This is a genomic window from Blautia sp. AF19-13LB, assembly GCF_003479105.1.
In the GTDB taxonomy this organism is placed as follows: Bacteria; Bacillota; Clostridia; order Lachnospirales; family Lachnospiraceae; genus Fusicatenibacter; species Fusicatenibacter saccharivorans.
The window spans coordinates 219,422-245,342 of sequence record NZ_QUGO01000001.1; the positions used below are offsets into that span (position 1 = coordinate 219,422).

Annotated in this window: 28 protein-coding genes; 26 read left to right on the forward strand and 2 right to left on the reverse strand. The window is 50.3% G+C overall.

The features are described 5' to 3' along the window. Nucleotides 1-81: 81 nt before the first annotated feature. Together DWX32_RS01100 and DWX32_RS01105 are read left to right on the forward strand one after the other, a co-directional pair. Complete coding sequence (locus DWX32_RS01100) at nt 82-1,401, forward strand: glycoside hydrolase family 32 protein (RefSeq protein WP_118659182.1); 1,320 nt, start codon at nt 82-84, stop codon at nt 1,399-1,401. Between the two features lie 134 nt (nt 1,402-1,535). Continuing rightward, on the forward strand, nt 1,536-2,855 hold the full coding sequence (locus DWX32_RS01105; protein WP_117509063.1) for an aspartate kinase: 1,320 nt from the start codon (nt 1,536-1,538) through the stop codon (nt 2,853-2,855). Nucleotides 2,856-2,917: 62 nt separating this feature from the next. Here DWX32_RS01105 and DWX32_RS01110 read toward each other — a convergent pair whose 3' ends face one another. Then, complete coding sequence (locus tag DWX32_RS01110; protein ID WP_117509062.1) at nt 2,918-3,148, reverse strand: hypothetical protein; 231 nt, start codon at nt 3,146-3,148, stop codon at nt 2,918-2,920. Between the two features lie 99 nt (nt 3,149-3,247). Between DWX32_RS01110 and pyrH the strand changes: the two genes are divergently transcribed. The 19 genes from pyrH (at nt 3,248) to pgeF (ending at nt 18,357) form a co-directional block, all read left to right on the forward strand. Further along, nucleotides 3,248-3,946 carry a UMP kinase gene (gene pyrH, locus DWX32_RS01115; protein WP_022461497.1) on the forward strand — a complete coding sequence of 233 codons (699 nt, stop codon included), beginning with the start codon at nt 3,248-3,250 and terminating at the stop codon, nt 3,944-3,946. A gap of 210 nt (nt 3,947-4,156) precedes the next feature. Beyond that, a complete protein-coding gene (gene frr / locus DWX32_RS01120) occupies nt 4,157-4,675 on the forward strand; it encodes a ribosome recycling factor (RefSeq protein ID WP_373141022.1) in 519 nt (172 codons plus the stop codon). Between the two features lie 67 nt (nt 4,676-4,742). Then, the gene (gene uppS, locus DWX32_RS01125) at nt 4,743-5,480 is read left to right on the forward strand and encodes a polyprenyl diphosphate synthase (protein WP_118639900.1); all 738 of its coding nucleotides are present in this window, start codon (nt 4,743-4,745) and stop codon (nt 5,478-5,480) included. A gap of 5 nt (nt 5,481-5,485) precedes the next feature. Further along, the gene (locus tag DWX32_RS01130; protein ID WP_022461500.1) at nt 5,486-6,277 is read left to right on the forward strand and encodes a phosphatidate cytidylyltransferase; all 792 of its coding nucleotides are present in this window, start codon (nt 5,486-5,488) and stop codon (nt 6,275-6,277) included. 50 nt (nt 6,278-6,327) lie between these two features. After that, nucleotides 6,328-7,482 carry a 1-deoxy-D-xylulose-5-phosphate reductoisomerase gene (locus DWX32_RS01135; protein WP_117760369.1) on the forward strand — a complete coding sequence of 385 codons (1,155 nt, stop codon included), beginning with the start codon at nt 6,328-6,330 and terminating at the stop codon, nt 7,480-7,482. 6 nt (nt 7,483-7,488) lie between these two features. Further along, entirely contained in the window at nt 7,489-8,781 is a 1,293-nt protein-coding gene (gene rseP / locus DWX32_RS01140; protein WP_117804039.1) for an RIP metalloprotease RseP, read from the forward strand. Nucleotides 8,782-8,854: 73 nt separating this feature from the next. After that, a complete protein-coding gene (locus tag DWX32_RS01145) occupies nt 8,855-10,108 on the forward strand; it encodes a peptidoglycan-binding protein (RefSeq protein ID WP_117804040.1) in 1,254 nt (417 codons plus the stop codon). Between the two features lie 160 nt (nt 10,109-10,268). Further along, nucleotides 10,269-10,613: a YlxM family DNA-binding protein gene (gene ylxM / locus DWX32_RS01150; protein WP_330377042.1), complete on the forward strand. Its 345-nt coding sequence runs from the start codon at nt 10,269-10,271 to the stop codon at nt 10,611-10,613. Between the two features lie 2 nt (nt 10,614-10,615). Continuing rightward, a complete protein-coding gene (gene ffh / locus DWX32_RS01155) occupies nt 10,616-11,965 on the forward strand; it encodes a signal recognition particle protein (protein WP_117509057.1) in 1,350 nt (449 codons plus the stop codon). A 54-nt stretch (nt 11,966-12,019) separates the two neighbouring features. Beyond that, entirely contained in the window at nt 12,020-12,265 is a 246-nt protein-coding gene (gene rpsP / locus DWX32_RS01160; protein ID WP_022461506.1) for a 30S ribosomal protein S16, read from the forward strand. A 21-nt stretch (nt 12,266-12,286) separates the two neighbouring features. Then, nucleotides 12,287-12,517, forward strand: a complete 231-nt coding sequence (locus DWX32_RS01165; RefSeq protein WP_022461507.1) for a KH domain-containing protein — start codon at nt 12,287-12,289, stop codon at nt 12,515-12,517. 176 nt (nt 12,518-12,693) lie between these two features. Next, the gene (gene rimM, locus DWX32_RS01170; RefSeq protein ID WP_022461508.1) at nt 12,694-13,200 is read left to right on the forward strand and encodes a ribosome maturation factor RimM; all 507 of its coding nucleotides are present in this window, start codon (nt 12,694-12,696) and stop codon (nt 13,198-13,200) included. 18 nt (nt 13,201-13,218) lie between these two features. Then, nucleotides 13,219-14,343, forward strand: a complete 1,125-nt coding sequence (gene trmD / locus DWX32_RS01175) for a tRNA (guanosine(37)-N1)-methyltransferase TrmD (RefSeq protein ID WP_117804041.1) — start codon at nt 13,219-13,221, stop codon at nt 14,341-14,343. 88 nt (nt 14,344-14,431) lie between these two features. Continuing rightward, entirely contained in the window at nt 14,432-14,779 is a 348-nt protein-coding gene (rplS, locus tag DWX32_RS01180; protein WP_022461510.1) for a 50S ribosomal protein L19, read from the forward strand. An 81-nt stretch (nt 14,780-14,860) separates the two neighbouring features. After that, on the forward strand, nt 14,861-15,421 hold the full coding sequence (lepB, locus tag DWX32_RS01185; protein ID WP_055218369.1) for a signal peptidase I: 561 nt from the start codon (nt 14,861-14,863) through the stop codon (nt 15,419-15,421). Nucleotides 15,422-15,445: 24 nt separating this feature from the next. Beyond that, on the forward strand, nt 15,446-16,288 hold the full coding sequence (gene ylqF / locus DWX32_RS01190) for a ribosome biogenesis GTPase YlqF (RefSeq protein ID WP_117804042.1): 843 nt from the start codon (nt 15,446-15,448) through the stop codon (nt 16,286-16,288). 36 nt (nt 16,289-16,324) lie between these two features. After that, nucleotides 16,325-17,092, forward strand: coding sequence for a ribonuclease HII (locus DWX32_RS01195; protein ID WP_055266587.1), 768 nt, complete (start codon nt 16,325-16,327; stop codon nt 17,090-17,092). 34 nt (nt 17,093-17,126) lie between these two features. After that, the gene (locus DWX32_RS01200; protein WP_022461514.1) at nt 17,127-17,489 is read left to right on the forward strand and encodes a YraN family protein; all 363 of its coding nucleotides are present in this window, start codon (nt 17,127-17,129) and stop codon (nt 17,487-17,489) included. Between the two features lie 13 nt (nt 17,490-17,502). After that, the gene (gene pgeF / locus DWX32_RS01205; protein WP_055226466.1) at nt 17,503-18,357 is read left to right on the forward strand and encodes a peptidoglycan editing factor PgeF; all 855 of its coding nucleotides are present in this window, start codon (nt 17,503-17,505) and stop codon (nt 18,355-18,357) included. Between the two features lie 97 nt (nt 18,358-18,454). On the opposite strand, the gene DWX32_RS01210 is transcribed toward pgeF, so the two are convergent. After that, the gene (locus tag DWX32_RS01210) at nt 18,455-19,618 is read right to left on the reverse strand and encodes a ribose-phosphate pyrophosphokinase (RefSeq protein ID WP_055226464.1); all 1,164 of its coding nucleotides are present in this window, start codon (nt 19,616-19,618) and stop codon (nt 18,455-18,457) included. Nucleotides 19,619-19,841: 223 nt separating this feature from the next. Between DWX32_RS01210 and DWX32_RS01215 the strand changes: the two genes are divergently transcribed. The 5 genes from DWX32_RS01215 to DWX32_RS01235 all read left to right on the forward strand — a co-directional run bounded on the left by DWX32_RS01215 (nt 19,842) and on the right by DWX32_RS01235 (nt 25,902). Next, entirely contained in the window at nt 19,842-21,236 is a 1,395-nt protein-coding gene (locus tag DWX32_RS01215) for a DUF512 domain-containing protein (protein WP_117800929.1), read from the forward strand. Beyond that, entirely contained in the window at nt 21,190-22,518 is a 1,329-nt protein-coding gene (gene der, locus DWX32_RS01220; protein WP_022461518.1) for a ribosome biogenesis GTPase Der, read from the forward strand. The genes DWX32_RS01215 and der overlap by 47 nt, the downstream gene beginning before the upstream one ends. 6 nt (nt 22,519-22,524) lie before the next feature. Continuing rightward, nucleotides 22,525-23,172, forward strand: a complete 648-nt coding sequence (gene plsY / locus DWX32_RS01225; protein ID WP_117509053.1) for a glycerol-3-phosphate 1-O-acyltransferase PlsY — start codon at nt 22,525-22,527, stop codon at nt 23,170-23,172. A gap of 3 nt (nt 23,173-23,175) precedes the next feature. Then, nucleotides 23,176-24,189 (forward strand): NAD(P)H-dependent glycerol-3-phosphate dehydrogenase, encoded by a 1,014-nt coding sequence (locus DWX32_RS01230; RefSeq protein WP_118659137.1) that lies wholly within the window; start codon nt 23,176-23,178, stop codon nt 24,187-24,189. A 189-nt stretch (nt 24,190-24,378) separates the two neighbouring features. After that, a complete protein-coding gene (locus DWX32_RS01235; protein ID WP_022461521.1) occupies nt 24,379-25,902 on the forward strand; it encodes a 4Fe-4S dicluster domain-containing protein in 1,524 nt (507 codons plus the stop codon). Nucleotides 25,903-25,921 lie beyond the last annotated feature (19 nt).

Consider the following 25,921-nt stretch of genomic DNA (forward strand, 5'->3'; position numbering starts at 1 on the left):
AGGGCGGAATTAAAAATGCTTTCTTTTTCCGGCTTTTCTTATCAGAGACAACAAGAAAGAGACAGAAAGGAAATCAAACACATGAAAAACAGATTACACGTAAAAGCGCCGGGCAACTGGGTGAATGACCCGAACGGCATGATTTATTATAAGGGACAGTATCATCTTTTTTATCAGCATTTTCCGTACGCGCCGCGCTGGGGCACCATGCACTGGGGCCATGCGGTGAGTCCGGATCTGATTCACTGGGAGCATGTCGGCGTTGCCCTGTTCCCGAGTCTTTCCGAGGACCAGAACGGCTGCTTTTCCGGAAGCGCAGTAGAAGAGAACGGCGTGATGCATCTCTTTTACACGGGTGTTCACTATAATCAGGTAAATCCGAAGGATATTCATCAGTGCCTTGATCAGGATTTTACCTCGGCGCAGCTTCACCTTACTTCGAAGGACGGCATGCATTTTGATGTCTTCGGGGATAAGGAGGTTGTTATCCCGGCACTCACCAATCCGGAAATCGGCGACAATACGCACACGCGTGACCCGAAAGTCTGGAAGGGAAGCGACGCATGGTATATGGTGCTTGGAAGCACGACGAAGGATCACAAGGGCGAGGCATTATTCTATAAGAGTGAGGATCTTTCCCACTGGCATCTGGCCGGACAGGCGACGACGAAACAGAAGCTCGGCTGGATGTGGGAGTGCCCGGATCTCTTTAACGTAAACGGACGCAGCGTCTTTGTATTCTCCCCGATGGAACTGATCGAGGGCACCGACGGCTATGCGGATCGGGCGATCTGTATGCTGCCTGAGTTTGATGAAAAAACCTGCACAATGAAATTTCCGGAGAACTGGCAGCTTCTGGACTGCGGCGGTGACCTCTATGCACCGCAGACCATGACGGATGCGGACGGAAACCGGATTTCCATCGCATGGCTTCGGATGCCGGAACCGGTAGATGGTATATGGCAAGGCATGTTCTGCCTGCCGCGTGTGGTGGATGTACAGAACGATCATATTTACTTCCGTGTTCTGCCTGCCATCCGCGACGGATTCTGCAAAAAGACGGATTCCCTCGTTTCGGCATGCGGAGAGTGTGCCATGATCCGCGCCGAATTAAAAGAGGGTGAAAGCCTGGAAATCGGCGGCTATAAGATCTGGCGGCAGAGCGGAAAAGTCTGCGCAGACCGCACGGATGTCTATCCATCCGGTGCAAAAGGATGGCTTCATGCCGAGACGCCGCAGTTAAAAGAGGGCGATCTTCTTGAGATTTTCGTGGATCCGAATATGATCGAAATTTATGCAAACAACGGCGAGTACGTATTAAGCCAGGCGGTTTACGGGCTTGGAGAGACATTCTCCTATAAAATGGAGAAAAAACCGGAAATTTATCTGTGGAATGAATGAATCAGCCAAAAAAGTTCTTGACGCATACGGGATTTTGTTCTAATCTAGTACGTAACAGCTTTCTAACGTTAAAGTGACGGGCTGAAAAACGAGATTTCGAAAGATATCCGAAAAGAACGCAAGGAGAGATTATTATGAAGAAAGTAGTAAAATTCGGCGGCAGCTCCCTCGCAAGCGCAGAGCAGTTTAAGAAGGTCGGAGACATCATCCGCGCAGATGAGGGAAGAAGATACGTGGTACCTTCCGCTCCTGGAAAACGAAATTCTGCTGATACGAAAGTAACCGATATGCTGTATGACTGCTATCGCACTGCAGTTGCCGGAAGAGATTTCAAGAAGAAACTGCAGAACATCAAAGCGAGATATCAGGAGATCATCGACGGTCTGAACCTCAGCCTGGATCTTTCCCCGGAATTTGAAAAAATCGCAGAAAACTTTGCCGCAGCAGCCGGAGAGGACTACGCCGCATCCCGCGGAGAGTACCTGAACGGTATCGTGATGGCAAATTATCTGGGATATACGTATATTGATTCTGCAGAAGTGATCTGCTTCGACGAGAACGGAAACTTCCTTGCAGACAAGACTGACGAAGTGCTCTCCGAGCGTTTAAAAGATCTGGATAACGCAGTCGTTCCTGGATTCTACGGCGCAAAACCGGACGGAAGCGTAAAAACCTTCTCCCGCGGCGGATCCGATATCACTGGTTCCATCGTGGCAAAGGCCGTACACGCTGACATCTACGAGAACTGGACCGATGTTTCCGGTTTCCTGGTAACCGATCCGCGTATCGTCAAGGATCCGGAAGTCATTTCCACCATTACCTATCGTGAGCTGCGTGAGCTTTCCTACATGGGAGCTACCGTCCTTCATGAGGACTCCATCTTCCCACTCCGTCAGGAGGGAATCCCGATCCACGTGCTGAACACCAACGCACCACAGGATCCGGGAACCATGATCGTGGAGAATACCTGCAGTAAACCGAAATTTACAATCACCGGTATCGCAGGAAAGAAAGGCTTCGCATCCATCACGATTGAGAAGAGCATGATGAATACCGAGATCGGCTTTGGCAGAAAAGTACTTGGCGTCTTTGAGGATAACAATCTTTCCTTTGAGCATATGCCGTCCGGCATCGATACCATGACGGTATTTGTTCATCAGAGTGAGTTTGCAGCAAAAGAACAGCAGGTTATCGCAGGACTGCATCGTGCCGTACAGCCGGATTCTATTGATCTTGAATCCGATCTGGCGCTGATTGCTGTTGTAGGACGCGGTATGAGAAGAACGAGAGGCACAGCCGGAAGGATTTTCTCTGCACTTGCGCATGCACACGTTAATGTCAAGATGATCGATCAGGGTTCCAGCGAGCTCAACATCATCATTGGCGTTGAAAACCGCGACTTTGAAACAGCAATCAAAGCAATTTATGATATCTTTGTCGTAGCGCAGATCTAAAATGAATCTATAAAAAATCTCTGTCAGGAGTCTGAACTTCCGACAGAGATTTTTTATGGTTTTTATGCCGCCGTATCGCGGAATTCTTTTCGAATGGTGAATGTAAAAATACAGATTACCACACAGCAGATGATCCAGGCCGTCGGTTCGCAGAAGCCGCCGCAAGCGTTCACCTCTCTCCACGGGAATGTCAGCGGATTTTCAAAGCGTATCTGCACCGGACGCCGATGGAATGATGGAATATCTGCAGTGGAGACGGATTCTCGCAGCGGCAGACGATCTGCGGAACACAAACGAATTTTGCCCTTGTCGTTTTTGGGAACAGATGGTATAATCATTTCATAAATGCAAGACATTTGTGAAAAAATATCATAAAGGAACGAGGATGCAAGATGAAACGACGAGTATTACTGAAATTGAGCGGAGAAGCTCTTGCAGGAGAGAAACACACCGGTTTTGACGAGCCGACCGTCACAAAAGTGGCAAAACAGGTAAAAACTCTGGTAGACCAGGGGATTGAAGTCGGCATCGTAATCGGAGGAGGAAACTTCTGGAGAGGACGCAGTTCCGAAAATATCGACCGTACCAAAGCAGACCAGATCGGTATGCTGGCAACCGTTATGAACTGTATCTATGTATCAGAAATCTTCCGTTCCCAGGGAATGATGACCGCAGTTCTGACTCCATTCCCATGCGGAGAGTTCACAAAAGGATTTTCCAAAGACCGTGCAAACAAATATTTCCAGCACAACATGGTTGTATTCTTTGCCGGCGGTACAGGCCATCCATATTTCTCAACCGATACGGCAACCGTACTTCGCGCGATCGAGATCGAGGCAGACGAGATTCTGCTTGCAAAAGCAGTAGACGGTGTCTACGACAGCGATCCGAAAACAAACCCGGATGCAAAGAAATTTGACGAGATTTCCATTCAGGAAGTCATTGAAAAGGATCTGAAAGTGGTAGATATGACCGCATCCATCCTTTGCAAGGAAAACAAAATGCCGATGCTGGTATTTGGTTTAAATGAAGAGAACAGCATTGTAAATGCTGCAAACGGAAAAATCAACGGCACAAGAGTGACGGTATAATTAATAAAAATTCAGCAGTAAAACACTTGCTGTTTTACTGCGTAAGAAAATGATTCAGGTGTGAGCAGCTCTCCTTTTGCGAAGCAAAACTTTAAATGAGAGCTGCGAATGTCACAGTTCGCAGAACTGTGACCGTATAAGAGATAGCAGGAGGACAAATTTAATATGGCAAATCAGATCGACGAGAGAGTAAAACCGTTTGAGGTAAAAATGGGCAAATCCATTGCAAGCCTCGATTCCGAATTCGGAACCATCCGCGCAGGCCGTGCAAACCCGCACGTACTGGACCGCATTACTGTAGATTACTATGGAACACCGACTCCGCTGCAGCAGGTGGCAAACATCTCTGTTCCGGAAGCACGTATGATCCAGATCCAGCCGTGGGAAGCATCCCTGGTAAAAGAGATCGAAAAAGCGATCATGATGTCTGACCTTGGCATCAACCCGTCCGATGACGGAAGAGTCATCCGTCTGGTATTCCCGGAGCTTACCGAGGACCGTCGTAAAGAGCTGGTAAAAGAGGTAAAGAAAAAAGCAGAGGGCGCAAAGGTAGCCATCCGCAACATCCGCCGCGATGCCAATGATGCGTTCAAGAAACTTGCCAAAGAGGACGTTTCCGAGGACGAAATCAAAGAGCTCGAGGAGCAGACCCAGAAATTAACAGACAAATACATCAAAGAAGTAGATCAGATGGTGGACGTAAAATCCAAAGAAATTATGACCGTGTAATACAAAGAAAACGAGGGGCTGCCTGTCATTTGCAGGCAGCCTGTTATCGTTTACGGAGGAAAAAAGTATGGATAATGAATTAAAAGTGCCGAATCACATCGCCATCATCCTGGACGGAAACGGCAGATGGGCGAAAAAACGCAATATGCCGCGCGGCTACGGCCATATCGTCGGATGCGACAATCTGGAAAAAATGTGTGACGTGATCAAAGACATGGGTGTCAAATATCTGACCGTCTATGCGTTCTCAACCGAGAACTGGAAACGCTCCCGCGCCGAGGTGGAGGGCCTCTTAAAGCTGTTCCGCCAGTATCTGAAACGATGCATCAAAAAAGCACATAAAAATCAGATGCGCGTCAAAATCATCGGAGATCCGAGCGCATTCCCGCAGGATATTCAGGACAGCATTCATGAACTGGAGGAGTGCTCCAAAGATTACGATCACATGTACTTCCAGATCGCAATGAACTACGGTTCCCGCGATGAGATTCTGCGCGGCATGACCCGCATGATCGAGGATGTGAAAGACGGAACTCTCGCAGAGAATGCGTTTGATGAGAACGGAAAACTGACGGAGCAGTGTTTTGAGAGCTACCTCGACACCGCCGGAATCCCGGATCCAGATCTTCTGATCCGTACAAGCGGCGAGCAGCGCCTTTCCAACTACCTGATGTGGCAGCTTGCCTACACGGAATTTTACTTTACCGAGGTTCCGTGGCCGGATTTCCACGAAGAGGAATTGAGAAAAGCCATCGAACAATATAATAACAGAGACCGGCGTTACGGCGGCGTGAAGGAGGAATAAAAAAGATGTTTAAGACAAGACTGTTAAGCGGCATCGTGCTCGTCCTTGTGGCGCTGCTTACGATCTGCAGCGGCGGAACCGTGCTCTATATGACGGTTCTGTGCCTGTCGCTGATCGGTGCAGGAGAGCTGTTCCGCGTGATGAAGGTAAGAGAAGATAAATGGAATCTGTTGGAAATTACGGGCTATGCGGGCGTTGTGATTTTCTATCTGTCCCTGCTGCTTCATGACCCGATGTACCAGATGCTCGCGCTGATCCTGGATCTCGTGCTTCTGATGGCAGTATACGTATTTACTTATCCGAAATACAACGCCAATCAGGTGATGCCGGCGTTCTTTGCGATTGTCTATGTCGGCGTAATGCTTTCCTATGTATATCAGACCCGTATGCTGGACGGCGGAAAATTCCATGTATGGCTGATTTTCCTGTGCTCCTGGGGCTGCGATACGTGTGCATACTGTGTCGGCGTACTCTTTGGAAAACATAAAATGGCGCCGGTTTTAAGCCCGAAAAAATCCGTAGAAGGAGCTGTCGGCGGTGTCGTCGGAGCGATTCTGCTCGGCATCATCTATGCGGCTGCGACAAAGGGCGGCATGGTGGAATACGCCATCATCTGCGGTGTCGGCGCGCTGATCTCCATGGTCGGAGACCTTGCGGCATCCGCAATCAAACGAAATCAGGGCATCAAGGATTACGGAAAGCTGATTCCGGGCCACGGCGGTATTCTTGACCGCTTCGACAGCGTGATCTTTACCGCACCGATCATCTATTTCCTGTCGGTGCTTCTGATTCATTAAAAAAGCTTCCCCTACAGCATAAACGGGAAGCAGATGGGAGAAACTGGAATATGAAGAAAATAGCAATTCTTGGTTCAACCGGTTCGATCGGAACCCAGACCCTCGATGTCGTGCGTGCCAACGGCGATCTTGAGGTGGTCGGCATCAGCGCCGGAAGTAATATTACACTGCTCGAGCAGCAGATCCGGGAATTTCATCCGAAGTTTGCGGCAGTCGGCGATGAGGCGAAAGCGGCAGAACTCCGTGACAGAGTGAAGGATCTTCCTGTAAAAATCGGCAGCGGCATGGACGGCATGATCGAGCTTGCCACGATGCCGGAGAGCGAAATCCTTGTGACAGCGATCGTCGGCATGATCGGCATTCGCCCGACGGTTGCGGCGATGAAGGCAGGAAAAGACATTGCACTGGCAAACAAAGAGACACTGGTAACGGCGGGACACATTATTATGCCGCTGGCAGAGGAATGCGGTGTGCAGATCCTTCCGGTGGACAGTGAGCACTCGGCGATTTTCCAGTGCCTGCACGGGGAAAACAGAAAAGAAATTGAAAAACTTCTGATTACTGCATCCGGCGGTCCGTTCCGCGGAAAAACAAGAGCGGAGCTCGAAAACGTAACGGTAGAGCAGGCGCTCCGTCATCCGAACTGGTCGATGGGGCACAAGATCACGATTGATTCCGCGACACTCGTTAACAAAGGACTGGAAGTCATGGAAGCAAAATGGCTGTTCGGTGTTGATCTCGACCACATCCAGGTTGTGGTACAGCCAAAGAGCATTATCCATTCCATGGTAGAATTTAAAGACGGCGCTGTCATGGCACAGCTTGGCACACCGGATATGAAACTGCCGATCCAGTACGCACTGTATTACCCGGAGCGCCGCTTCCTTGCAGGCGACCGCCTCGACTTTGCGGCGCTGACACAGATCACGTTTGAAGAACCGAATATGGATACCTTCCTCGGCCTTCCGATGGCAATGCAGGCGTCCCGGACGGGCGGCTCCATGCCGACGGTCTTCAATGCGGCAAATGAACGCGCCGTTGCACTGTTCCTCGCGAAGAAGATCCGTTTCCTCGAGATTTACGACGTGATCGCCGGTGCAATGGAAGCACACAAAACGATTGCCGATCCGACGCTGGAGCAGATTCTCGCGGCGGAGCAGGAGACGTATGAATGGATTGCGAACAGATATAAGATGGGAGAATAAGACAGCATGATTGTAAAAATCCTGATAGCCGTACTCATTTTCGGAATCACCGTCATTATCCATGAGCTGGGGCATTTTCTTTTGGCGAAAGCGAATGGTATTACCGTGACGGAATTTTCGATCGGCTTTGGCCCGACGGTGGTAAAGACAGAAAAAGGAGGAACGGTCTATTCCTTAAAACTTCTGCCTTTCGGCGGTGCGTGCCAGATGCTCGGCGAGGACGGTGAAGAGGAGGGGGAAGGAACCTTTAACAGCAAATCCGTGTGGGCAAGAATTTCCGTCGTTGCGGCGGGACCGGTGTTCAACATGATTCTGGCATTTTTCTGCGCAATCTTTGTGATCAGTTACGCGGGAAGTTCCCCGGCGCGCGTCACAGAAGTGGCAGACGGTTCGCCGGAGGCAGAGGCAGGCCTGGAAGCGGGAGATATCATCACTTCCTATGAAGGAAGACATATTTCCATCGGAAAAGAGCTGAACTCTGTGATGACGGTACGGGGTGTGCCGACGGATGAGATTACGCTGGAGGTTAAAAAGGCCGACGGGGAAAAGAAAACGATCACATATGAACCGACGGTGACAACGCGGTATATGATGGGCTTTAACTACGATGACTGTGACCGCGGCATGGAATTCACGTATGTGCAGCAGAATATGCCGCTTGCCGCTGCGGGTGTTGTCGCGGGCGACCTGCTCGTATCGATCAACGGAGCGCCGATCACCTGTGTGGCAGATTTTACTGCTTACCAGACAGAGCATCCTTTCGATGGAAGCGCTGTGACGCTGGAGTATGAGCACAGCGGAAAGACGAAAGAGATTACGGTGACACCGGTTGAAAATACGTATGCGAATGTACAGTTTTCGTATCAGCTCCGGGAGAAACAGTCCCCGATCGGCGTGCTGAAATACAGCGTGCTGGAGATCAAATACTGGGTGCGCACCGTCATTGACAGCGTCAGTATGCTGATCACCGGACAGTATTCTGTGAACGATCTTTCCGGCCCGGTCGGCGTGGTGGATGCGATCGGAACCGCCTATGATGATGTAAAATCGCAGGGCGTTTTGGTTACGGTGATGACGATGCTGAACATGGTGATTCTGCTGTCATCGAACCTTGGCGTCATGAACCTGCTGCCGCTCCCGGCACTCGACGGCGGACGGCTTGTTTTTCTGATCATAGAAGCCATCCGCAGAAAACCAATCCGGCGAGAACTGGAGGGTATGGTTCACTTCGCGGGCCTGGTGCTTCTGATGGCGTTGATGGTCTACGTCATGATCCACGACGTCCAGCGGATCCTGTAAATCGAAAAATGAAAAGCAACAAAGCCTCATATTCTGCATACCATAAAAGGAGTGCAGGATATGGGGCTTTTTTATGAAAAATTTGCGTATGCAGCAGGAAATGACTGACCGCGGGCGGCTGGAAATCCGGGTAAATACAAGAATCCAGGCGCGGCCTGTTTCCGGGGCGCGGGTGACGGTTTCGTATACGGGAGATCCGCAGAATGTGATCGAGGAGCTGATTACCGACGGGGACGGCAGAACGGAGACGCTGGATCTGGCGACGCCGCCGCTCGAGTACAGTCTGGAACCGAATGTGAATCAGCCGTATTCCGAATATACGGTGAAAGTGGAGGCGGAAGGGTATGAACCGGTTGAAGTGACGGGCTCCGAGCTTCTTTCAGGAGAACAGTCCGTCCAGCAGGTGGACCTCAAACTGGCAGAGGGCGCAGCGTTTGCGGATGTGACGATCCCGGACCATACGTTGTTCGGCGAATATCCGGCGAAAATTCCGGAAAGTGAGATCAAGCCGACGAGGGAGAGCGGTGAGATTGTGCTGTCCCGTGTCGTGATCCCGGAGTATATCATCGTCCACGACGGAGCGCCGACCGACAGCACGGCACGCGACTATTATGTGCGGTACCGCGACTACATCAAAAACGTGGCGTGCTCGGAAATCTATGCAACATGGCCGGATGCGGCGATCCGGGCGAATATCCTCGCAATCATGTCATTTACGCTGAACCGTGTCTATACAGAATGGTACCGCAACAAGGGATACGATTTTACGATCACTTCGTCGACGGCCTACGATCACAAATGGATTTACGGCAGGAATATTTTCGACAGCATTTCCCTTGTGGTCGATGAGATTTTTGCTGATTACCTGTCGCGCCCGAATGTGAAACAGCCGATTCTGACGCAGTACTGTGACGGAAACCGTGTGAGCTGCCCGAACTGGATGAGCCAGTGGGGGTCCAAAAACCTGGCGGACCAAGGGTATTCAACGATTCAGATTCTCCGCAATTATTATGGAGACAATATGTATATCAACACGGCGGAGGAGATTTCCGGCATCCCGTCCTCCTGGCCGGGGTATGACCTCACCATCGGCTCGTCCGGGAACAAGGTACTGCAGATACAGGAGCAGCTGAACGTGATTGCGGAGGTGTATTCATCGATTCCGACGGTCTATGAAAATGGCTATTTCGATGAAGAGACGCAGGACGCCGTCGAAGCGTTCCAGCGGCTGTTCGGCCTGCCGGTTTCCGGCATTGTGGATTATCCGACGTGGTACAAAATTCAGTCGATTTATGTGGCTGTGACGAGGATTGCGGAGCTGCAGTAGGTATACAAAAGTCTTTATAAGGGGCGTGTTTTCTGCGAAAAAACGCGGAAAATGCGCCTTTTCTGCGGCTTTTGAAACGGATCAGAAAAATTTTAAAACTGTCAAGAAAAAATACTTGACACCCAGCATCATTTCGTGTATGATAACCAAGGTGATCGCAATGGAAAAAATATTGGAACAGACATTACTGTATGATTTTTACGGCGAACTTCTGACTGAACATCAGCGTCAGGTATATGAGGACGTGGTGCTCAACGATTTTTCCCTGAGCGAGGTTGCGGCAGCGCGGGGCATTTCCCGCCAGGGAGTCCACGATCTGGTCAGACGCTGCAACAAGACACTGGAAGAGTATGAAGAAAAGCTTCATCTGGTACAACGCTTTGTGCAGATCCGGGAGAATGTAAACGAGATCCGAAAGCTGACAGATCCTTCTGGTGATACCCCGAAAGAAGATGTGATGCAGCGGATTGCAGCAATTGCATCGGATATATTAGAGGAGCTTTGAGCATGGCATTTGAAAGTTTAACCGAGAAACTCCAGAATGTTTTCAAAAATCTCAGAAGCAAGGGCCGCCTGACCGAGGCGGATGTAAAGACTGCGCTGAAGGAAGTAAAAATGGCACTTCTCGAGGCGGATGTCAGCTTCAAAGTAGTAAAACAGTTTATCAAATCCGTACAGGAGCAGGCAGTCGGACAGGACGTCATGAACGGACTGAATCCGGGTCAGATGGTCATTAAAATCGTAAATGACGAGCTGGTTAAGCTGATGGGTTCCGAGACAACGGAAATCGCACTGCGCCCGGCGAGCGAAGTTACCATTATTATGATGGCAGGTCTTCAGGGAGCCGGTAAAACAACCACAACCGCAAAGATTGCAGGAAAGTTAAAAGCCAAGGGAAGAAAACCTCTCCTTGCAGCCTGCGACGTATACCGCCCGGCAGCGATCAAACAGCTGCAGGTCAACGGAGAAAAGCAGGGCGTGGAAGTGTTCGCTATGGGAGATAAAAACCGTCCGGTGGATATCGCAAAGGCAGCGCTGGTGCATGCAAAGACAAACGGCTTTAACGTATTGATTCTGGATACCGCAGGCCGTCTGCACATCGATGAAGAGATGATGCAGGAGTTACAGGATATCAAAGCGGCTGTTCCTGTGGATCAGACCCTTTTGGTAGTAGACGCTATGACCGGACAGGACGCAGTCAATGTGGCCGAGATGTTCAGCAATAAAGTCGGCATCGACGGTGTAGTACTTACAAAATTAGATGGTGACACCAGAGGCGGTGCGGCACTTTCAATCCGTGCAGTTTCCGGCAAACCAATTCTCTATGTCGGCATGGGCGAAAAGCTTTCGGATCTGGAGCAGTTTTATCCGGACCGTATGGCGTCCCGTATCCTCGGCATGGGCGATGTGATGAGCCTGATTGAAAAAGCGCAGGCAAACATCGACGAAGAAAAAGCAAAAGCCATGGAACAGAAGATGAAGAAGGCGCAGTTCGACTTCAACGATTATCTGGATTCCATGGAGCAGATGCGCAATATGGGCGGCATCTCCAGCATCCTGAATATGCTTCCGGGCGTCGGCGCGAAAATGAAGGGTCAGGATCTTGAGAGCATGGTGGATGAAAAAGACATGGCAAGAAAGGAAGCTATTGTACTTTCTATGACGCCAAAGGAAAGAGAAAACCCGGATCTCATCAATCCGTCGAGAAAGCAGAGAATTGCAAAAGGCGCCGGTGTTGACATCGCGGAGGTAAACCGTTTCATCAAACAGTTTGAACAGTCAAGAAAAATGATGAAACAGATGACCGGAATGGTCGGTAAGGGTGGTAAAAGAGGAGGATTCAAACTTCCCTTTTAGCATAAAAGAAAAAATATAAATAAATACATGAATTTACAATGGAGGTAAAGAAAAATGGCAGTAAAAATGAGATTAAGAAGAATGGGACAGAAGAAAGCTCCTTTTTATAGAATCGTTGTAGCAGATTCCAGATCCCCAAGAGACGGACGTTTCATCGAGGAGATCGGAACTTACGATCCGAACCGCGAGCCGAGCGCAATCAGCTTCAACGAGGAGGCTGCTAAAAAATGGCTGGCTAACGGCGCACAGCCGACCGAAATCGTTGCCAAACTCTTAAAACAGGCTGGTATCGAGAAATAATTCATACGGGGGTATCTTGTAATGAAAGAACTTATCGAAGTAATTGCAAAATCTCTGGTTGATCATCCATCTGAGGTAGTTGTGACAGAAACCGTCAGCGGTGATGACCTTCTGCTGGAACTCAAAGTAGATCCGTCAGATATGGGAAAAGTCATCGGACGTCAGGGACGCATTGCGAAAGCAATCCGTACGGTTGTAAAAGCAGCTTCCTCAAAGAGCGACAGAAAAGTTGTCGTAGAAATTTTACAGTAAGTAAAAGATAGGAAAAGGAACCGACAGTTGTTGCCGGTTCCTTTCTTTACGCGGGCAACGAGACAAAGTCCGTGCTTGCACGGGACCTTGGCGACTGCCGCGATAACTTGAGAAACTCGCAAAGCGTGTTTCTCAAGTCGCAATACACAGTAGAACTGGTTGGAAAGGGTTTTTGAATGGAAGAATATTTGCAGATTGGCGTAATTACCACAACCCACGGCGTACGCGGTGAGGTAAAGGTATACCCGACGACAGATCCGGAGCGTTTTCTTTCTCTGGACCGCGTTTTTCTCGATACAGGAAAAGAAAAAAAAGAACTCCATGTAACTGGCGTGCGTTTTTTCAAACAGCTTGCCATTGTAAAATTCAAAGGAATTGACAACATCAACGATATCGAACGGTATAAAGGCTGCAGCCTCTATGTGACGAGAGAGGATGCCATTCCGCTGGAAGAGGACGAATACTATATCGCAGACCTGCAGGGAATGCAGATGTACACCGAGGACGGCGAACTGTTCGGCACGCTCCGCGATGTGATGGAGACCGGTGCGAACGACGTCTATATTGTAGATTCGAAAGAGCACGGAGAGGTTCTGATTCCGGCGATCCATGACTGCATTCTGGATGTGGACCTGGATGAGCAGAAGATGACGATTCACCTTCTTCCGGGCCTGATTGACTGATAAAGAGAGTAAAGAACGATGAAATATCATATTCTGACGCTGTTTCCCGAGATGATCGAGCAGGGGCTGCACACCAGCATCCTCGGAAGAGCCATCAACAACGGCTATATTTCCCTCGAGACGACGAATATCCGGGATTTTTCAGCAAATAAATTCAACCGCGTGGACGATTACCCGTACGGCGGCGGTGCGGGCATGGTCATGGAGGCGGAGCCGGTGTTCCGCGCCTACCAGTCGGTAGCCGAAAAGATCGGGAAAAAGCCGCGCACGGTCTATCTGACACCGCAGGGAAAAGTACTGAACCAGACGATGGTGGAAGAGCTGGCGCTTGAGGACGATCTTGTGCTGCTCTGCGGCCACTATGAGGGCATCGATGACCGCGTACTGCAGGAAGTGGTAACGGACTATATCTCGATCGGGGATTATGTTTTAACAGGCGGAGAACTCGGTGCAATGGTGCTGGTGGATGCGGTATCGCGGTTTGTGCCGGGTGTCTTAAGCAACGAGGAATCTTCGCAGTTTGAGTCACTGCAGGACAACCTGCTTGAGTATCCGCATTACACAAGACCGGAGACATGGCACGAGAAAAAAGTTCCGGAGGTGCTTCTTTCCGGTGACCACAAAAAGATCGAAGCATGGCGTCATGAGGCATCCCTGGTGCGGACAGCCGAGCGGCGGCCGGACCTTCTGGAAAATGCATTCCAGATTTCCTGCGCATGCAATGAAAAAGAGGAATCGTCTGCCTGGGCGCACGATCTTTTGGCAGGCATGACACGCTATGGTGTAAGCCTTGATCTCGGACGAAAAAAGATCCGGAAACAGAAAAATCTGTTTGATGACCATGATTTGCTGATTCTGCAGCTTCCGGGAACGCTTGAGGAGGGTATGAAAGCAAAGAGCGAGTATATCCGCAGCTTTGCCGGAAAAGAAACACCGCTGGTGTTTTTGTGCCCGGACGGATTCTCAGAAGAGGAAGAAAAACTCGAAGAGCAGCTGGAAAAAAACGGTTTCCGTCTGGTCGCACGGCTTACCGGCATACAGTCCGCGGACGGCCTGCAGCGGTTTTCTTTCGCGCTTCGCAGTCTGCTGTACAGCGGCGAATGGAAAGTGAAAAAAATACTTGCATCTGCGGATGCATTATAGTATAATATATCTTGTTGTGAGTAAAGAGATGGTCCGCTGTTGCAAAAAGGCATTAAGAACATCCAGGGTAAAAAAAGGAGATAAAGAAATGAACGACATTATTAAGAAAATCGAAGATGCACAGTTAAAAGCAGAAGCACCGGAGTTCCGCGTTGGTGATACCGTTAAAGTTTACGGTAAAATCAAAGAGGGTAACCGCGAGCGTATCCAGGTATTCGAAGGCGTTGTCCTGAAAAGACAGGGCGGCGGAAGCAAAGAGACCTTCACTGTTCGTAAGAGCTCTAACGGCGTAGGCGTTGAGAAAACATGGCCGGTACACTCTCCGAACGTTGAGAAAGTAGAAGTTATCAGACGTGGTAAAGTAAGACGTGCGAAACTGAACTACTTAAGAGACCGTGTTGGTAAAGCAGCGAAAGTGAAAGAGCTGGTAAAATAATAAGTCGTTAAAAGGATGGCCGGAGGAACATGAGCAATTGTGTTTCTCCGGTTTTGTCTTACGGAGAATTACACTATGGGTATGAATACCAGATATGTAAAAGAATATTTCTACAAGAAAAAGATCCGTTCCATGTTTGTATGGAATCTGGAAATCATCGCAGCGATTCTTCTTGCGGCGGCATTTTCCTGGTTTTTCTGCAGAAGTGTCGTGGTGCAGGAGGGCTCGATGGAGCCGACTCTCGTGCCGGGGGAGCGTGTGCTGATGGACTCCGCCTGGTACCGCTTAAGTTCTCCGAAACGCGGGGATATCATCGCGTTCCGGACGAGTGAGGACAAGAAGGCGAGCATCCACATCAAGCGTGTGATTGCGCTGCCGGGCGAGACGGTACAGATCAAAGACGGACAGATCCTCATCAACGGGGAAGTCTATAATGAAAAAGATGAATTTCCGGCCATCACAAACGCGGGACTTGCCTCCGAGCCGATCACGGTCGGGAAGGGACAGTACTTTGTGCTCGGCGACAACCGGAACAACAGCGAGGACAGCCGCCACAACGGCATGGGACTCGTGGATTCGGACCGCATTGTCGGAAAGCTCTGGTTTACGATTTCGCCGTGGAAGAAAATCGGTTTCGTGTAAACGCAGCATAGAAGGAGAAGAAACATGAATTATCAGTGGTACCCGGGTCATATGACGAAGGCCCGCAGACAGATGCAGGAAGACTTAAAGCTCATCGACCTGATGATTGAGCTGGTCGATGCGAGAGTTCCTGCAGCGAGCCGCAACCCGGATATAGATGAACTTGGAAAGAACAAAGCACGGCTGATCCTGCTGAACAAATCGGACCTTGCCGATGAGCGCGGAAACGATGCCTGGATGGAATATTTCAAAGGAAAGGGATATTCTGTTGTGAAGGTCAATTCCCGTTTCGGAGCCGGTATGAAAGCGATCAACAGCGCCGTACAGGAGGCCTGCAAAGAGAAAATCGAGCGCGACCGCAAACGCGGCATCCTGAACCGTCCGGTCCGCGCGATGGTTGTCGGTATTCCAAACGTCGGAAAATCGACATTTATCAATGCGTATGCGGGCAGAGCCTGTGCGAAGACCGGAAACAAACCGGGCGTCACGAAGGGAAAACAATGGATCCGTTTGAGTAAACAGCTGGAGCTTCTGGACACACCTGGTATCCTGTGGCCGAAGTTTGAGGACCAGCAGGTGGGACTGCATCTTGCGATGATCGGTTCCATCAACGATGAGATCCTGAACGTGGAGGAGCTGGCGCTGTCCGTCATCGATTATCTGACGGCAGAGTATCCGGGAACGCTGGAGAAACGCTTTGGCTTTGAAGGTGTGACGGATCGTGTGGAAATCCTGGGTGAGATTGCGCGTGTGCGCGGCTGCCTGAAAAAGGGAAATGAGCTCGATTACGAAAAAGCAGCACGGCTTCTGATGGATGATTTCCGGAGCGGAAAGCTCGGCAGAATCACGCTGGAAAAACCGGAATAAATGGATTTATCAAAATAAAAAATGCGGAGAACAACGATGACAGAGAAAAAACAATCGATATCCGCCATACGGGAAATTTTTGCGGCAGCTTCGGAGACGGAGCTGCCCGCCCTTTATCTGGAATATGAAGAGGATTCCCGTGCCGGCGTACAAAATCTGATTCAAAAATACCAGAAACAGGAAGAGGCCTTAAAAAAAGAGCGCGAGCGCACGGAACAGATGAAGATCTACGAACACAAATATGAGGATCTTGGCTGGATCTGCGGCATCGACGAGGTCGGAAGAGGCCCTCTGGCGGGCCCTGTGGTCGCAGGTGCGGTCATTCTGCCGCGTGACAGTAAAATCCTGTATCTGAACGATTCCAAGCAGCTGACGGCCAAAAAACGCGACGAGCTGTACGATGTGATCATGCGCGAGGCAGTGGCCGTCGGCATCGGCTATGCCTCCCCGGCGCGGATCGACGAGATCAATATTTTACAGGCAACGTACGAGGCGATGCGGGAGGCGATCAGCAAGCTTTCCGTGAAGCCGGATGTACTCTTAAACGATGCGGTGAAAATCCCGCAGGTGGACATCCGCCAGGTGCCGATCATCAAGGGAGATGCCAAGAGTGTTTCGATTGCGGCGGCAAGTATTGTTGCGAAGGTGACAAGGGACCGCCTGATGGAAGAGTACGACAAGGTGCTTCCGGGCTACGGTTTTGCATCGAACAAGGGCTACGGTTCGGCAGAGCATATCGCTGCTTTAAAAGAAATCGGCCCGTCACCGATCCACCGGCAGTCGTTTATCGGCCATTTCGTGTAAAGGCACCGCATCAAAAAAGGAGAGGGTATCGCATTTGAACCAGCGGGAAGTAGGAACGAGACAGGAGAGCCGTGCGGCAGAATATCTGGAAAGTCTTGGATATCACATCCTGGTGCGGAATTTCCGGTGCCGCTTCGGTGAGATCGACCTGATCGCAAAACAGGACGACACATACATTTTTATCGAAGTAAAATACCGCACCGGCCGGACAGCCGGAGACCCGACAAGCGCCGTGGATGGAAAGAAACAGAAGAAAATTTCAAAAACAGCAGATTACTACCGCATGCTCCACCAGATCCCGATGGATGTGCCCTGCCGTTTCGACGTCGTGGCAGAGACACCGGAGGAGATCCGCGTATATGCGAACGCGTTTTATTATCAGGGGAGCGGCTGGTAGGAAGGGAGTTTTTATGATACCAATTCAATGGAAACAAAACGATAAAAAAACGATGCATGTCAACGAGGCGGAAAACGGCGTGGTCTATCTGACCTGGCCGGCGATTGAGAAAATTGAGGGCATCCGCCATGCATTTTCCACACGGATCGGCGGGGTGAGTAAGGAACATCTTTCCAGCATGAATCTCAGCTTTTCGCGCGGCGACGATCCGGCGAATGTGCGGGAGAATTACAGAAGATTCTGTGAGGCGGCGGGGTTTGAAGTGGAAAACATTGTTACCTCCGATCAGGCACACACGACGAAGGTCCGTTATGTGACGAAAGCAGACTGCGGCAGCGGCGTGACAAGAGACCGCGATTTTCATGATATTGACGGTATGATCACTGACGAGCCGGGCGTCGTACTTGCGACATTCTATGCGGACTGCGTGCCGCTCTACTTTGTCGACCCGGTGCACCGTGCAATTGGACTTTCACATTCCGGCTGGCGTGGAACGGTCCACAAGATGGGACAGGCAACGCTCGATGCGATGCACGAACGGTTTGGAACAGAAGCAAAAGATGTGATCGCAGCCGTCGGCCCGTCGATCTGCCAGGACTGCTACGAGGTGAGCGGTGACGTGATCGAAGAGTTCCGGGCAGCATTCCCGGAAACACTGCATGAGAAACTGTTCTACGGAAAACCAGATGGAAAATACCAGTTAAATCTCTGGGAGGCGAATCATCAGATCCTTCTTGCAGCAGGAGTGCCGGAGAAGCAGATTCATCTGCCGAACCTCTGCACCTGCTGCAACCCGGATTTCCTGTATTCCCACCGTGCATCGAAGGGAAAAAGAGGAAACCTCGCGGCATTCCTTTCCCTGGTCTGAAAACAGGATCGAAAACAGAATAGAAAGCATCAAAAAACGGACCTGGAAAAAACAGATCCGTTTTTTTGCTGTATGCATCCGGCGGACACAAAATCGATTATCTGTGTTTTGCCAGCAGCTTATTGATTTTCTCTGTCGTAGACTGTACTTTTGCAACGGATACGTCGTGGTTAAGCGTATCGATGATGCTTGCCATATATTTGCTCATTTCAGCCGGCTCATACCAAGGGCGGGAAACGAGTTCCGGTGTCCGGTAGGTCAGGTCGGTGGTGATGACCTTGCTGATATAGCCTTTTTCATAGTAAGCGTCGAATTTCTCAAGACCGTCGGTGAAGAGGCCGAATGTGGTGCAGACAAAGACATGTTCCGCGCCGCGTTCTTTGACCTGTTTTGCAACGTCGAGCATACTCTCACCGGAGGAGATCATATCGTCGATGATGACAACATCTTTTCCTGCTACGGAATCACCGAGAAACTCATGTGCCACGATCGGGTTCTTTCCGTTTACGATGGTGGAGTAATCTCTTCTCTTATAGAACATACCCATATCGACGCCGAGCACGTTGGAGAAGTATACGGCACGCGCCATCGCTCCCTCGTCCGGGCTGATGATCATCAGATGATCGTTGTCAATCGTCAGATCCGGAACAGAACGAAGAAGGGCTTTTAAAAACTGGTAGGTTGGCATGAAGTTGTCAAAGCCGCCGAGCGGAATTGCATTCATGACACGAGGATCGTGCGCGTCGAAGGTGATGAAGTTGGAAACGCCCATATTCATCAGCTCCTGCAGAGCAAGTGCGCAGTCGAGAGATTCACGTTTGGTGCGCTTATGCTGTCTTCCTTCATAAATGAAAGGCATGATTACGTTGATCCGATGTGCTTTTCCCGTTGCAGCAGCGATGATACGTTTCAGATCCTGATAATGGTCATCCGGTGACATGTGGTTCTCGTAGCCGCATACCTTGTAGGTGATGCTGTAGTTGCAGACATCGACCAGAATGTAAAGATCGGCACCACGGACAGATTCGTTGATCTTTCCTTTTGCCTCACCAGAGCCGAAACGCGGGCACTCGCAGTCAATCAGGAAAGAATCCTCGGAATATCCGGAAAAGGGAACTCCGTTGCGGCGCTCGGAGAGCTCTTTACGGAACTGAACCAGATACGCATCGACTTTTTTTGCCATTTCCATGCTGCCCGGCAGAGCGGCGAGCTTTAACGGGGCGACCGGAATGGAATTTTCAAGTAAATCTAAATTAGCCATACAAACCTCCAGTAATCGACATATTTTACAAAGCTTTTTCTTCCTATTTATATCATCGAAACAAAGGGCGCGTCAAGCAAAAAACGAAAGAATCCTTGCTTTTTGTGCAGGTTGTTGTTATTATAATGGATGAATGTCCGGAAGGTATGCAAAAAAAGCACGCTTTTTACTGGGCAAAGAGAAGTTATAAAGAAGTAAATGGAAAGGCCAAAACGTAAGATCTGTGAAAAACAAGACGAAACACATTATCAAGACAATAGAACCGGGCAGTATTGCCGAAGAACTGGAACTCGAACCGGGAGATGAACTGCTCCGCGTGAACGGGGAAATCATCGAGGACGTCTTCGATTACCACTTCCAGACCAACGACACGTATCTGGAACTCACGATCCGGAAAAAGGACGGCGAGGAATGGGACCTGGAAATCGAAAAAGAGTATGACGAGGAAATCGGCATCACATTCGAGAACGAGTTTATGGATCAGTACCGTTCCTGCAGCAACAACTGCATTTTCTGCTTCATCGATCAGATGCCGCCGGGAATGCGTCCCACCTTGTATTTTAAGGATGACGATTCGCGTCTGTCCTTCCTGCAGGGAAACTATATTACACTGACCAACATGAGCGACCACGATATCGACCGGATTATCCGCTACCATCTGGCACCGATCAATATTTCGTTCCAGACAACGAACCCGGAGCTCCGCTGCAAAATGCTGCACAACCGTTTTGCGGGCAATATCTTTCCGAAGGTCCAGCGCCTTTACGAGGCGGGAATCGAGATGAATGGACAGATTGTGCTCTGCAAGGGATACAACGACGGCGCAGAGCTGGAGCGCAGTATTTCGGATCTGTCAAAATATCTGCCGCATCTGAAAAGTGTTTCGGTTGTCCCGGTCGGACTTTCGAAGTACCGCGACGGACTGGCGCCTCTGGAACCGTTTACCAGGGAGGATGCAAAAGAAGTTCTTGCCACGATTCACAAATGGCAGAAAAAGCTGTATGAACAGTGGGGACTTCACTTTATCCATGCTGGTGATGAATGGTATCTGCTGGCGGGAGAGCCGATCCCGGAGGAGGAAAATTACGATGGCTATATCCAGCTGGAAAACGGAGTGGGAATGCTCCGGCTTCTGGAGGACGAGGTTGCGGAAGAACTTTCGAAACGAGAAGGGGATGACCGTCACCGCCATGTAACGATTGCGACCGGAAAAGCTGCGGCGCCGTCGTTGGAAAAACACATGCAGAAAATTCGTGAAAAATATCCGAATGTACAGGCGGAGGTTGTCACGATTATCAACTATTTCTTTGGAGAATCCATTACCGTATCCGGTCTGATTACCGGAAAGGATCTGATGGAGCAGTTAGAGGGAAGAGATCTTGGCGACTGCCTGCTGCTTCCGTGCAACATGCTCCGTTCGGGAAAAAACGTCTTTCTCGACGATGTGACGGTGGAAGAGGTGGAAGAGCGCCTGAAAACACCGGTACAGATTATCGATGAGCCGGGCAGCGACCTGGTGAAAGCCGTTGTGGAGGAAAACCAGGAGACGATACACAGAAGGAGAACAATGTATGAGCAAGCCGATTGTAGCAATTGTGGGCCGGCCGAACGTGGGTAAATCCACCCTGTTTAATGTATTAGCCGGAGACAATATTTCGATTGTAAAAGACACACCGGGTGTAACCCGTGACCGTATTTATGCCGACGTGGAGTGGCTGAACCACAAATTTACGCTGGTAGACACCGGCGGTATTGAGCCGGAATCCAAAGATATCATTCTCTCCCAGATGAGAGACCAGGCGCAGATCGCCATTGATACCGCAAATGTCATCATCTTCATCACTGACGTCCGTCAGGGACTTGTAGATGCGGATGCAAAAGTGGCAGACATGCTGAGAAGAAGCCGCAAGCCGGTTGTACTCGTTGTCAACAAGGTAGATAACTTTGACCGTCAGATGATGGATGTTTATGAATTCTATAACCTCGGCATCGGAGAGCCGCACGCCATTTCCGCATCCGGAAAGCTCGGCATCGGCGATATGCTCGATGAGGTGACAGGTTACTTTGATCCGGAGATGGAAAACGAGGAGGAGAGCGAGATTCCGCGCATCGCCATTGTCGGAAAACCGAACGTCGGAAAATCCTCCCTGGTCAACAAACTGCTGGGCTCGAACCGTGTCATCGTATCCGACATCGCCGGAACGACGCGCGATGCGATCGATACCACGATCATGCACAATGGAAATGAATATATTTTCATCGATACCGCAGGCCTTCGAAAGAAAAACAAGATCAAAGAGGAGCTGGAGCGGTACAGCATCATCCGTACCGTATCTGCCGTAGAGCGCGCAGATGTCGTTGTTCTTCTGATCGATGCAACCGAGGGCGTCACCGAGCAGGATGCCAAAATTGCCGGTATCGCCCATGAGCGTGGAAAAGGTATGATCATTGCGGTAAATAAATGGGATGCCTTGGAAAAAGATGACAAGACGATCTACCGCTTTACCGAAAAAGTAAGAAATACATTGGCTTACATGCCGTACGCAGAGCTTTTGTTCATCTCTGCGAAGACAGGACAGCGTCTTCCGAAGCTGTTCGAGACGATCGACATGGTTCTGCAGTACCAGAACCTGCGCGTACAGACCGGTGTCCTGAACGAGATTCTGACCGAGGCAATGGCAATGCAGCAGCCGCCGTCAGACCGTGGAAAACGACTGAAAATCTACTACATGACACAGGTTTCGGTCAAACCGCCGACATTTGTTATTTTCGTCAACGACAAAGAACTGATGCATTTCTCCTATGTTCGATATCTGGAGAATAAAATCAGAGAGTCGTTCGGCTTCCGCGGCACACCGCTGAAATTCATCATCAGAGAACGAAAAGAGAAGGAGCAGTAAAGAGTTATGGTACGGATCATATGCCTTTTGATCGGATACGCATTTGGCCTTTTTCAGACCTCATATATTTATGGAAGGACGAAGGGAATTGATATCCGGGAACACGGCAGCGGAAACGCAGGAACGACCAACGCGCTCCGGACTTTAGGGAAAAAAGCAGGCGCCATCACGCTTGCCGGCGACTGCATCAAATGCATTCTGGCGGTCCTGACGGTACGCCTGATCTTCGGTGCATCGCACCCGGAAATGCTGAAACTGCTGACGGTGTATGCTGCGGCCGGAACGATTCTCGGCCACAACTTCCCGTTTTACTTAGGCTTCCGCGGCGGAAAAGGAATCGCTGCGACCGCGGGTCTGATTATCTCGTTTGACTGGAGAATCACGCTGGTCTGTGCAGCGCTGTTTTTCCTGAATCTTGCAGTAACACACTATGTTTCCCTCGGTTCCATGATGGTTTACGTTGTCTTTTTTGCAATGGCCGTTATCATGGGACAGGCGGGCTGCTTTGCGCTGGAACCGCCGTATCTTTATGAGATGTACGTGGTGATCGCACTTCTTGCCGTGCTTGCCTTCTGGGAGCACCGTGCAAACATCAAGCGTCTCATCGCGGGAACAGAGCGGAAAACGTATTTATCCAAAAAGTCGGAGAAATAAAATATGGCAAAGATTAGCATCATCGGAGCAGGAAGCTGGGGAACCGCCCTCGGCCTCCTGCTCTGCAACAACGGGCATGACGTGACGATCTGCTCGGAAAATGAAAAGGAAATTAAGAGCTTAAAGGAACACAGAGAGCATCTGACGAAGCTTCCGGGCGTCAGACTGCCGGATGAAATGAAATTCACCTGCGATGTGCGCGGCTCCCTTTCAGGACAGGACATCCTTGTAATGGCAAAAGCATCCCCGTACGTGCGAACCACATGTAAAAAGTATGCGGCGGATATTCCGGACGGCCAGCTCATCGTCAATGTGGCAAAAGGCGTGGAAGCCGATACCCTGATGACGATGTCTCAGATCATCGAGGAGGAAGTGCCGGGAGCGAATGTCGTTGTTCTCTCCGGACCGAGCCACGCAGAGGAAGTCGGCCGCGGCCTGCCGACCACGATCGTTGTCGGCGCGCATGACCGCGAGAGCGCACTGTATGTGCAGAATGTGTTCATGAGCCCGGTCTTCCGCGTTTACACAAGCCCGGACATCACGGGAATTGAACTTGGCGGAGCTCTGAAAAATGTCATCGCACTGGCAGCCGGAACGGCGGATGGTCTTGGCTACGGCGACAATACGAAAGCGGCTCTGATTACCCGCGGGATCGCGGAAATTGCACGGCTCGGCACGGCGATGGGCGCCCATGCGGAAACCTTCTACGGTCTTTCCGGTATCGGCGACCTGATTGTAACGTGTGCTTCCGTTCACAGCCGGAACCGGAAAGCCGGATACCTGATCGGCCAGGGCAGAACGATGCAGCAGGCGATGGATGAGGTTCAGATGATCGTCGAGGGCGTCTATTCCGCAAAAGCGGGTCTTACCCTGTCGAAAAAATTCGGAATCGAAACGCCGATCATTCAGGCAGTCAATCAGGTTCTGTTTGAAAACAAAAACCCGAAACAGGCTGTGGATGAACTGATGCAGCGTATGAAAAAAGATGAACTCGCCCCGGATCTCTGGGAGCGGTAAAAATAAGAAACCTGTCACTTCTGTGAAATGATACAGAGGCGGCAGGTTCTTTTTTTGTGCAGACCAAAATTTTTTCGGTAAAAATACGGGAAAAAGATGACAATACTTTCGAAATCAAGTATAGTAATAGAAAGCGGAATAATTTTAACTGAAAAGATGCGGAGGAAAATACGGCAGGAGGAAGAAAGAATGAGAGGAGTAGAAACAAGAATTCAGGAAATCCGCCATGCCATTTTTACGGAAGTTGCAAAAATGGCGTATGACGTGGACTCCCCGGTGGAAAAGACGATCGAGGAAATTCCTTACCGTGTAATTCCCGGTGAGGTCGGAAATTTTAGAAATGATGTGTTTCTGGAGCGGGCGATTGTAGGAGAGCGGCTTCGCCTTGCAATGGGACTTCCGTGCAGAAGCGCGGCAGAGCACGCCCCGATCTCGGACAATATCAAACTGGCGGACCAGGCGGAGACATATTATACACCGCCGCTCATTAATGTCATCAAATTTGCATGCAACGCCTGTCATGAAAAACGGGTTCTGATCACGGAGGGATGTCAGGGGTGTCTTGCACATCCGTGCGTGGAAGTCTGTCCGAAAAAGGCCATTACGCTGGACCGCACCAATGGACGATCCTATATTGATCAGGATAAATGCGTCAAATGTGGTCAGTGTGCCAAGGTATGCGGATACCAGGCTATTATCATTCAGGAGCGTCCGTGTGCGAGAGCCTGCGGAATGGATGCCATCGGTTCAGATGAGAACGGAAAAGCAGATATCGATTACGAGAAATGTGTATCCTGCGGCCAGTGTCTCGTCAACTGCCCGTTCGGCGCTATTTCGGACAAATCCCAGATCTTCCAGGTAATCCGTGCGATCCAGTCGGGAGAGCGCGTCTATGCAGCGCTGGCACCGGCGTTTGTCGGCCAGTTCGGACCGAAAGTAACGCCTGGAAAACTGCGTGCGGCGATGAAAAAGCTCGGTTTTGCGGATGTCTTTGAAGTTGCGATCGGAGCGGATCTCTGTGCGGCACAGGAGGCAGAGGATTTTGTGAACGAAGTTCCGGAGAAACTGCCGTTTATGGCGACATCCTGCTGTCCGGCCTGGTCTGTAATGGCGAAGAAACTGTTCCCGGATTACGCAAACTGTATCTCGATGGCACTGACCCCGATGACGCTGACGGCGCGTCTGATCAAGAAACACAATCCGAATGCGAAGGTTGTCTTTGTCGGACCGTGTGCGGCGAAAAAACTGGAGGCCATGCGCCGGTCTGTCCGCAGTGAGGTGGACTTCGTTCTGACGTTTGAAGAGATGTCGGGCATTTTCGATGCGCGCCAGGTAGATGTGAGTGCACTTGAGGAAGATCCGGACGGCGTCAGCGATGCATCGGTGGACGGAAGAAACTTTGCTGTCTCCGGCGGCGTTGCAAAATCTGTGGAAAATGTAATCCGTGAAAAATACCCGGACCGCGAAATCAAGATGGCAAATGCAGAAGGTCTGAAGGAATGCCGGAAACTGCTGACAATGGCGAAGGCCGGAAAGTACAACGGTTATCTTCTCGAAGGCATGGCCTGTCCGGGCGGATGCGTGGCAGGAGCCGGCACGATGCAGTCGATCAAAAAGTCACAGGCGGCAGTCAACAAATATGCGGCGCAGGCAAAACACAAGATTTCCAGCCAGACAGAATATGTAAAAGAACTGGACAAGCTGGTAGACTAAAAAGAACAGCAAGGTGGAG